This is a genomic window from Kitasatospora sp. NPDC059327 (assembly GCF_042752535.1).
In the GTDB taxonomy this organism is placed as follows: domain Bacteria; phylum Actinomycetota; class Actinomycetes; order Streptomycetales; family Streptomycetaceae; genus Kitasatospora.
Window position 1 is genome coordinate 31,806 of record NZ_JBHYYB010000083.1, and the last position, 8,452, is coordinate 40,257.

10 protein-coding genes are annotated in these 8,452 nt (G+C 73.0%); all 10 read right to left on the reverse strand.

What is annotated here, in order from left to right:
• Positions 1 to 33: 33 nt before the first annotated feature.
• The 10 genes from ACFXHB_RS34360 to ACFXHB_RS34405 all read right to left on the reverse strand — a co-directional run bounded on the left by ACFXHB_RS34360 (position 34) and on the right by ACFXHB_RS34405 (position 8,337).
• Complete coding sequence (locus tag ACFXHB_RS34360) at positions 34 to 822, reverse strand: DNA alkylation repair protein (RefSeq protein WP_380579107.1); 789 nt, start codon at positions 820 to 822, stop codon at positions 34 to 36.
• 93 nt (positions 823 to 915) lie between these two features.
• Positions 916 to 1,617: a hypothetical protein gene (locus ACFXHB_RS34365; protein ID WP_380579109.1), complete on the reverse strand. Its 702-nt coding sequence runs from the start codon at positions 1,615 to 1,617 to the stop codon at positions 916 to 918.
• A 144-nt stretch (positions 1,618 to 1,761) separates the two neighbouring features.
• Complete coding sequence (locus ACFXHB_RS34370; RefSeq protein ID WP_380579111.1) at positions 1,762 to 3,393, reverse strand: MFS transporter; 1,632 nt, start codon at positions 3,391 to 3,393, stop codon at positions 1,762 to 1,764.
• Between the two features lie 228 nt (positions 3,394 to 3,621).
• Entirely contained in the window at positions 3,622 to 4,221 is a 600-nt protein-coding gene (locus ACFXHB_RS34375; RefSeq protein ID WP_380579113.1) for a class I SAM-dependent methyltransferase, read from the reverse strand.
• A complete protein-coding gene (locus ACFXHB_RS34380; protein WP_380579115.1) occupies positions 4,218 to 4,778 on the reverse strand; it encodes a hypothetical protein in 561 nt (186 codons plus the stop codon). The genes ACFXHB_RS34375 and ACFXHB_RS34380 overlap by 4 nt, the downstream gene beginning before the upstream one ends.
• 138 nt (positions 4,779 to 4,916) lie before the next feature.
• Positions 4,917 to 5,510: an NADPH-dependent FMN reductase gene (locus ACFXHB_RS34385; protein WP_380579117.1), complete on the reverse strand. Its 594-nt coding sequence runs from the start codon at positions 5,508 to 5,510 to the stop codon at positions 4,917 to 4,919.
• Complete coding sequence (locus ACFXHB_RS34390) at positions 5,507 to 5,743, reverse strand: ferredoxin (RefSeq protein ID WP_380579119.1); 237 nt, start codon at positions 5,741 to 5,743, stop codon at positions 5,507 to 5,509. Before ACFXHB_RS34390 ends, ACFXHB_RS34385 begins: the two co-directional genes overlap by 4 nt.
• Positions 5,744 to 5,801: 58 nt before the next feature.
• The gene (locus tag ACFXHB_RS34395) at positions 5,802 to 6,425 is read right to left on the reverse strand and encodes a hypothetical protein (protein WP_380579121.1); all 624 of its coding nucleotides are present in this window, start codon (positions 6,423 to 6,425) and stop codon (positions 5,802 to 5,804) included.
• Positions 6,426 to 6,431: 6 nt separating this feature from the next.
• Positions 6,432 to 7,364 (reverse strand): carbon-nitrogen hydrolase family protein, encoded by a 933-nt coding sequence (locus ACFXHB_RS34400; protein ID WP_380579123.1) that lies wholly within the window; start codon positions 7,362 to 7,364, stop codon positions 6,432 to 6,434.
• Between the two features lie 4 nt (positions 7,365 to 7,368).
• Positions 7,369 to 8,337: a carbon-nitrogen hydrolase family protein gene (locus ACFXHB_RS34405; protein ID WP_380579125.1), complete on the reverse strand. Its 969-nt coding sequence runs from the start codon at positions 8,335 to 8,337 to the stop codon at positions 7,369 to 7,371.
• Positions 8,338 to 8,452: the final 115 nt, after the last annotated feature.

Below are 8,452 nucleotides of genomic sequence, written 5' to 3' on the forward strand. Positions count from 1 at the left end.
ACGGTGGGCGGGTGCGGGACCGGCGCGGCCGGATCAGCCGCGCGGGCGGCGGCCGCCGAGCTCGGCGTGCTCCCGCAGCAGGCTCCGGCAGGTGTCGTCGTCGATCGGCCGGATCGCCTCGCGCAGGGTGAGCCCGGAGACCCGGGGCAGGCGGGCGCGCAGCCAGTCGGCGATCTCCTGGGGGTGGTGCTTGGCACCCTCGCGCAGGGCCCAGCCCAGTGCCTTGCGGACGAAGAACCGGGAGTCGGTCAGCAGCGGGTCGGCGAGGTCCCCGAAGGCGGGGAAGTAGTGCGGGAACTCACCCCGGTCGCGCAGGGCCAGCAGATGGGAGAGGATGCCGCCGCGCCGCACCCACTGGTGGTCGTCCCTGCTCCAGCGCAGGAAGTCCTCGGCGGTCTCCGGCAGCCGCAGCAGCAGGGCGCCGGCCCCCTTGGGGGCGATCAGGTCGACGTGCGCCCAGGTCTCGCACTCGCGCAGCAGCTGCTCCAGGTAGTCGGTGTCCGCGCGGACCAGCAGGTCGGAACGGCTCTCCAGGAGTAGGGCGGCGCAGGAGCGCGATTCGTGGACGGGCGGGGCCCAGAGCTCCTCGGTGAGCTCCAGCAGGGTGTCCCGGTCGAGCCCGGGGTGCCGGCGGACGAAGTTCCGCACCACGGTGCGCATGGCGGGCAGCGGTACGCCGATGTGGTCCAGCCGGCTCTTGAGGTAGGCCTTCTCGCCCTCGGCCCGGCCGGGCACGGCGCTGTCCTCCAGCTCGGACCTGAGCCGGTCGGCCAGGACGGGGGCGGGCGAGGTGTCGAAGGTCTGGGGGGTCTTGCGGGTCACCGAGGGAACTCCGGTCGGACGGGGCCGGACGGGCCGGGCGCCAGGGCCCGACCCGTCCGAACGCTGATGGTTCGTGAAGGTGTTGACGTTACGTCAGGACGCGTCGTGATACGGGTAGTGGAGCTCGCCGGCCCACAGGTACTCGGAGGCGGGGCGGCCGCTGCGGCCCTCGGTGTAGCGGAACACGTCCTGCCAGATCGCGCTGACCTTGTCGTTGCGGTACGCGACGCTGGGTCCCTGCTGGTCGTACCAGCGGACGATCTCCAGGAAGAACGGGCCGGTGGCGTCCTCGCCGAAGTAGACCACGGCGCGGTCGCCGGTGGTCAGCTTCTCGTCGCGCAGGGTCGGCCAGTCGCGGGCCATCAGGTCGTGGAACTCGGCGACCTTGTCCGGGCGGACGAGGTAGTGGGCGAGCCCGGTGAAGGCGTTCTCCTCGGGGAGGTCGGGCTGGTCCTGGAAGTAGCCCATCCGGTGCACGATCGGGTAGTCCACCGGCGGCCGGCCCTCGCGGGCCTCGGTGATCGCCGCCATCTCCTGCCAGATCGCGTTGACCTCGGGGGTGTTGAACGCGCGGCTGACGGCGTTCTCGTCCACCCAGGTGACGATCTCGAAGAAGACCGGACCGTGCTCGCTCTCGCTGTGGTAGACGGTCGCGGGCTCGTCGGTGACCAGGCCGTGGGCCTTCAGGGCGGGCCAGTGACGGGCGATGATGTCACGGGCCTGCTCGGCGCAGCCGGGCTTGACCATGTACGTCGCCATCATGTGCGTGGACAGCACCACGGGGGACTGGGACATCGGATGACTCCTCGGTTCTGTTCGTACGGTGCGGATCGATGCGGATCGATGCGGATCAGGGTCGGGCGGGGTGGATCGGGGTCGGGCGGGTCGGGTCGGGGTGGGTCGGACGGGAATCGGTGGGTACGGGCCGGTCCGGTGGCCTCAGGCCTTCTCGGCCGCCGCCGGGGCGCTGCCCGCGGGCTTGGCGGCGGGCGGCCGCGGGGCTCCGAAGGCCGGGGCCGGGACGTCCCGGATCAGCAGCAGGGCGGCCACCCAGCCGACCGCCAGCAGGGCCACCGGCAGCAGCAGGCCGCTGTGCATGGCGGTGGTGAAGGCCTCGGCGAAGGCGTCCTGGACCTTGGCGGCCTGGGCCGGGTCGGCGCCGGCCAGCGCGGGCGGCGGGCCGCCGCTGCCGATCTTCAGCGCGCCGTCGGTGAGCGGGGCGAACGCCTGCTTGAAACCCTCCCGGGCCTCCGGGGGGAGGGCCATGGCCTGGTCGTTCACCCAGCCGCGCAGGCCGCTGGAGAGCCGCAGCGACAGGATCGCGCCGATCGCCGCGCTGGCCAGCAGTCCGCCGATCTCCTGGGAGGTGTTGACCAGCCCGGACGCCACCCCGGCCTGCGGCGGCGGGACCTGGCGCATGCCGACGCTGAACAGCGGTGAGAACACCAGGCCCATGCCCAGGCCGGCCAGGACGAACGGGCCGAGCAGTTCGAGCGTGCCGGTGTCCGTCCCGGTGACCAGGATGAACGAGCCGAGCCCGGCGGTGAAGCAGGCCAGCCCGGTCAGGATGACGGCCTTGCCCGAGCCGCGGTCGGAGAGCTTGCCACCGACCCCGGCGACCAGTGCGGAGGTGAGCGGCATCGCGGCGATGGTGAAGCCGGCCCGCAGGGGGGACATCCCGAGCACGGTCTGGAGGTAGAGCGAGATCGGCAGGAAGGCGCCGAGCATCGAGAAGCCCATGATCGCCGCGACGATGTTGGCGGAGGCGAAGTTCCGCAGCCGCAGCAGGTCGAAGGGGAGCAGCGGGCCGGAGCGCTGGTGCCTGCGCTGGTCCAGCACGAAGTAGGCGAGGACCAGCAGGCCCGCCGCGATCGCGGCCCAGGCGGTGGCGTTCCACTCCAGGCGTTCGCCCTCGATCAGGCCGAAGGCCAGCGCGGTGAGGCCGAGGACGAGCAGCGCGGTCGGTACCAGGGCGAGCGGCTGGCGCTTGCCCGGCCGGTAGTCGTGGACGTGCCGCAGCACCAGATAGGCGGTGGCGATGCCGATCGGCAGGTTGAGGTAGAAGATCCACCGCCAGTCCAGGTAGCTGACGATGACGCCGCCCAGGGTCGGGCCGGTCAGCACCGCGAGCCCGGAGAGCGCGCCGGTGAAACCGAACGCCGCGCCCCACTTGGAGGGCGGGAACACCATGGTGACGATCGGCAGGATCTGCGGGGCGAGCATGGCCCCGCCGATGCCCTGGACGGCCCGGGCCGCGATCAGCACGCCGGCGTTGGGCGCCACTCCGCACAGGCAGGAGGCGGCCACGAACACGGCCAGGCCGTACAGGTAGACCCGGCGGGGGCCGAACAGGTCGCCGAGCCGGCCGGCGACGACGAGCAGGGTGGCGTAGCCGAGGATGTAGGCGCTGAACACCCACAGGCCCTCGTCCAGCGAGGCGTGCACGCCGGACATCACATGAGGCAGCGCGATATTGACGATCGTCATATCGAGCAGCGTCATGAAGAAGCCCATACTGAGCACGCCGAGGATGAGCCAGGGACTTTTGTCCCGGCTTTGCGGGGTGGTCATAGGTGGCTCATTTCTTGGAGCGCCGGAAGCCGTCGAGCAAAGCGGGCATCGGGCTCCGGAAACGGGGAGGCACGGAATGTCCGCCGGTCTCGGCAGGCCGGCGCGAAACGGTCGCGGAGAAGTCGCGGAGAAGTCGTGCGGGTCGCGGGGACGTCGTGGCGAAGCCGCGAGGTGAGTCGCGGGGCCGCCGCGGTGGGCGGCCGCGGGTGCGGCGGGGGCCGCCCGGGTTCAGTCCGCGCGGCGCAGGACCACCGCGTTGGCGTCCAGTTTGAGGACGTCGGTGTGGAGCTGGAAGGGCATCAGCGGGCCGAAGCTGAACCGGTCCGCCGGGAAGTGCCGGGTGAGCGCGGGGGCGTCCACCGGCTTGAACGGGAACATCTCCTGCCGGCTGCCGCGCAGGTAGAGCAGACCGCCGGGGCTCAGCAGCCGGGCCACCTCGGAGGCGTAGCGGTCGCGGTCCGCCGGGCCGAGGTGGTGGAAGCAGCCGCGGTCCACCAGCAGGTCGAACTCCTCGTCGGGCAGGTCGAGTTCGCGGACGTCGCCGACCGAGAGGTCGATCTCCAGGCCGAATTCGGCGGCCCGGGCGGCGGCCAGTCCGACGGCCTCGGCACTGATGTCCACCCCGGTCGCGCGGTACCCGGCGCGGGTCAGCGCGACGGTGTCCCAGCCGGTGCCGCAGCCGAGGTCCAGGGCGCGGGCGCCCGGGGCGGGCGGGGTGGCGGCGAGGAAGCCGACCAGGTCGGGCGAGGGGGCGCTGAGTTCCCAGTACTGGTGGTGGTCCCCGGCCCGGTAGGCCCGGTCCCAGTCCATCGTGGTCGTCGTGGTCATGGTCGTTGACCCCTTCCGGAGGCGCGCCGGACCGCACCGTGCGGCCGGCGGGGCACGCCGGCGGCGGGCGTGCGCGGGGGGAGGTGGCCGCCGCCCGCGGCGCCGGCCGAGGTGGTCGCGGTGGCGTACCAGCCGATCACCTCGGGGTTCCCGGGCGTCAGGACGGGAGAGCCTCGGTAGACCTCGTAGCGCGGCCAGTTGGCCCGCAGCGCGACATCGGCGGCCGGGGTGACGTGCCGGTGGCGGACGGGTGGTTCGGCCTGGGCCGAACCACCCCGCCACAGCATCAGCCGCTCGCTCAGGACGGGCAGGACGCGGATGCCCAGGCTGTCCCGGCGCGGATCGAGCAGGGACAGCCCGGCGACCCGGTCCCGGGGCACCGACAGGCAGGCGTCGAAACGCCGCCGGTCGGGCGCCGTGGACTCCGGGTCGTCGTACAGGATTTCGACACCGACGGTGCGGTCGTCGGAAATCCCGCGATTGAACAGAAAGGCGGTGAGGCGAAGCCAGGTCGCCTCCCGGGGAGTTCCGTTCGACGGATGGCGGAGACTGATCACGAGAAGTGGTCTGGGGAGCACCGGGAACCAATGTCCGGCTCCCTGGAAATGCGTACCCAATGTGTGGGCCTTATTCACAGGGGTGACGCTATCAACGGGTCAGCGCCCGCGTTTGACTGTCCTGGACACGTTCGGAACTTATTCCGGACCGATCGGGTCGGGCCGGCCCGCCCCGGGCCGCAGCAGCGCCGCCGCCCGGGCCACGCTGCGGGCCAGCTCGTCCACCCGGGCGCCCAGTTCGGGATCGGCCGGCCCGCCGTCCGGGAGGGCGGTCCGGGCCTGCGGGACGGCGACCTGCTCGGGCACCATCCAGGCCCGGTACCAGCGCGCCACCAGTCGCAGGTGGTTGAGCGCGTTGGAGTTGCTGCGGCCGCCGAGCGCGCAGATGGCCCCGAAGACCTTGCCCTCGACGTGCTCGAAGTCCAGCAGGTCCAGGGCGTTCTTCAGGGCCCCGCCGATCGTGCCGTGGTACTCCGGCCCGGCCAGGATGACGCCGTCGGCGGCGCGGAACTCCTCCCGGAGCAGCTTGACGTCGGGGCGGCTCGGCCACGGGTCCCGCTTGTCGCCGTTGCAGAACGGCAGGTCCAGCTCGCGCAGGTCCAGCAGGGAGGTCCGGCAGCCGTCGGCCTCCAGTACGGTGATCGCCCGGCGCAGCAGCAGCTGGCTGGTCGAGCCGGGGCGCAGGGAGCCGCCGAGGCCGAGGATCCTCGGCCCCGGCGGGCGGGCGCTCACTCCTCCTCGCAGATGGCGTCGGCCGGGCAGCAGTCCATCGCCTCGTACACCAGCTCCTCCTCGTCCTCGTCGACCGGCTGGCGGGCGACGAAGGTGTACCCGGCCTTGTCGTTGCGGACGAAGGAGTCCGGGGCGATGCAGCGGCAGGTGTCGCAGTCGGTGCACTCCGCGTTGACGTAGAACCGGCCGGGCGCGTTCTCCGGCAGCCGGGCCGGGACCGGGTAGCCGCTCATCGGGTGCCCGCCCCGGTGCCGGGCCCGCTCGTGCCGGGCCCGTTCATGCCCGTCCCGTTCATGCCTGGCCCCGTCCGGCGTGGACCAGCTCCAGCACCCGGTCGGTGTCGGTGCGCAGCAGGTGGCCGTAGGTGTGGCCGAGTTCGTCCTCGGGGGCGTAGGCGAGCACCTCGACGCCGTCGAAGCCGGCCAGGTAGTCCAGGACCCGGCGGACGTGGTCGGGGGTGTCGACGCTGAGCCCGAGGTGCGACATCAGCGCCCGCTTGCGCGCGGGCGGTTCGCTCGCCCAGGCCCCGTAGGCGCGGCAGGTGAAGAACTCCACCTCGGTGCCCCGCTCGGTGGTCAGGTTGATCCAGTGACCGGGGGTGCCGTGCACCCGCGGCGCGATGTGCGAGGGGCCGGCGGACACCTGGTGGAGGCCGGCGTGGGCCCGGACGGTCTCCAGCCAGGCCTCGTACTCCTCCTCGGTGCGGTAGTCGCCGAGGTAGACGGCGACGTGGTGCAGGCCGGTCAGCCGCAGGGTGCGCGGGTCCAGCGGCTGGCCGAAGAAGGCGAGCAGCGCGTCGGCGGTGCTGGTGGCGGCCGCGCGGTCGGCCCAGTCGAGGACCTCCTTCAGGGCGGGCTCGCGGTCGGCCCCGGTGGGCAGGTGGTCGGCGGCGGGGTACAGCAGGCTGGGTGCCATGGCGAATCAGCTCCGTGGGGCGGTCAGGTAGTCCGTGATGAGGGTCTCCAGGTCCTGGTGGCCGGCGTACGGCTTCAGCAGCTCCTGGTACAGCTCGGGCCGGCGGCCGTGCAGGCAGAAGTAGAGGCTCTTGCGGAAGGACAGGTCGACCTCGCGCAGTTCGCGGATCCGGTCCAGGTCGAGCTCGGCGATCAGCACGCCCTCCTCCTCGTCCAGCGAGCCGACCAGGTGCTCGGGCGAGGCGACGGTGCTGTGGCCGGCCACCGAGATGGAGACCGTCCGCCCGGCGCGCTCGCCGGTCACCTCGCCGACCGCGCTGGCCAGCAGGGTGTAGCAGACGTTGAAGGAGGAGTTGGCCTGGATGCACGGCCGGGTGATCTGGATGTTGCCGCGCAGCGCCGCGCCGGGCACCGCGATGATCTCGGCGCCGCGCATCGCCAGCGTCCGCGGCACCTCGGGGATCCAGAAGTCGGAGCAGACGCAGATCCCCAGGCGCCCGAACGGCGTATCCACGATGACCAGTTCGTCACTCGGCTCGATGGTGACCATCTCGGCGGCGAAGCGGTGGGTCTTGCGCGCCTTGGCGGCGATCCGGCCCTGGTCGTCGAGCAGGACGGCGGTGTTGTAGTACCGGTCGTCCTCGCGCTCGACGACCGTGCCGCAGAGCAGGTAGCAGCCCTTGGCGCGGGCCACCTCGGCGAGCCGGTCGAAGACCGGGCCCGGCACCGGCTGGTCGATCACGCCCTTGAGGTGGGCGCGGCCGGGGAAGTAGAAGGGCGGGCCGAGGAAGAACTCCGGCAGGATGATCAGCTCGACGTCCTGGACGGTGTCCAGCAGGGCGAGCGTCCGGGCCAGGTTGACCTCGGGGTCCGGGTCCCAGAGGCTCTGGATCAGCGCGACCCGGGGCCGGCTGGTGGCGAGGTTGCGGTCGACGGTCATCTGGTCAGGCTCCGTCCGGGGGGCCCGGGGACGCCGGGGCGTGGTCGGGGGTGTCCGGGGCGGCCGGCGCGCCGAGGGCTTCGGCGGCCCAGTCGGGCAGCGGTCCGTCCGGGTGGGTGGCGGCGGTCAGCGCGAGACCCAGCGGCGAGCGGCGGAAGTCGGCGGCGAACGGCGCGGCCTCGCGCATCCGGCGCAGCTCGTGCAGGTCCAGGTCGGCGGTCAGCAGCACCTCCTCGCGGTCGGCCTCGGCGAGCACCGGCTGCTGCTTGCGGAAGTCCCGCGAGTAGGCGCCGATCGCCAGCGGACTGCGCAGGATCGCGCTGCGGCCCATGTAGGTGAGTCCGGCGAGGGTGTTCTCGCCGGTCGCGCTGGCGAACAGCACGTAGGCGCAGTTCTCGGCGGCCCGGGCGAGCAGCATCTGCCGCACCGGTTCGGCGAACGGCCGCAGCAGGACCGAGGGGGCCACGATGACCTCCGCCGACGCGGCGAACAGGCCGCGCAGCACCTCGGGGAACTGCACGTCGTAGCCGAGCGCGAAGCCGATCCGGCCCAGCGGGGTGGGGAAGACGCGGGCGCCGGTGCGGCCCGTGATGAAGTGCGCCTCCAGGTCGTACACCATGGTGCGCCGCGCGGTGCCGACGAGCAGGCCGGTGTCGTCCAGCAGCACGGCGGTGCTGTGCACGTGCTCGCCGGCGCGCTCCAGCACCCCGGCGGCGATCCAGACGCCGAGTTCGCGGGCCAGGCCGGCCAGCCACTCGGTGATCGGTCCGGGCACCGGCTCGGCGATCTCGTGGCTCTTCGGCAGGTTCAGCGCGGTGGCGAACACCTCGGGCAGGACGACGAGCCGGCAGTCGTCGTCGGCCGCGGCGCGCACCAGCTTCTCGGCCCGCGCCAGGTTCTCCGCACGGCGGTTGGTGGCGACGGACAGCTGGACGACGCCGACCCGGTACCGGCGGAGATCGGCGGTGGGCATGGTCGTGCTCCTTCCGGGGGAGGGGCGGTGGGGCGGGGCGGGGGGGGGGGCGGCGCCGCGGTCGCCCCGCCGCCGGAGGACGAACAGCCGGCCACGGCCGCGGCCGCGAGGGCCA

Bases quoted from the DNA above. Each gene is read 5' to 3' on its own strand.
- ACFXHB_RS34365 (WP_380579109.1), bottom strand. From the start codon at position 1,617: ATGTCCCAGTCCCCCGTGGTGCTGTCCACGCACATGATGGCGACGTAC.
- ACFXHB_RS34370 (WP_380579111.1), bottom strand. From the start codon at position 3,393: ATGACCACCCCGCAAAGCCGGGACAAAAGTCCCTGGCTCATCCTCGGC.
- ACFXHB_RS34375 (WP_380579113.1), bottom strand. From the start codon at position 4,221: ATGACCACGACGACCACGATGGACTGGGACCGGGCCTACCGGGCCGGG.
- ACFXHB_RS34390 (WP_380579119.1), bottom strand. From the start codon at position 5,743: ATGAGCGGCTACCCGGTCCCGGCCCGGCTGCCGGAGAACGCGCCCGGC.
- ACFXHB_RS34395 (WP_380579121.1), bottom strand. From the start codon at position 6,425: ATGGCACCCAGCCTGCTGTACCCCGCCGCCGACCACCTGCCCACCGGG.
- ACFXHB_RS34400 (WP_380579123.1), bottom strand. From the start codon at position 7,364: ATGACCGTCGACCGCAACCTCGCCACCAGCCGGCCCCGGGTCGCGCTG.
- ACFXHB_RS34405 (WP_380579125.1), bottom strand. From the start codon at position 8,337: ATGCCCACCGCCGATCTCCGCCGGTACCGGGTCGGCGTCGTCCAGCTG.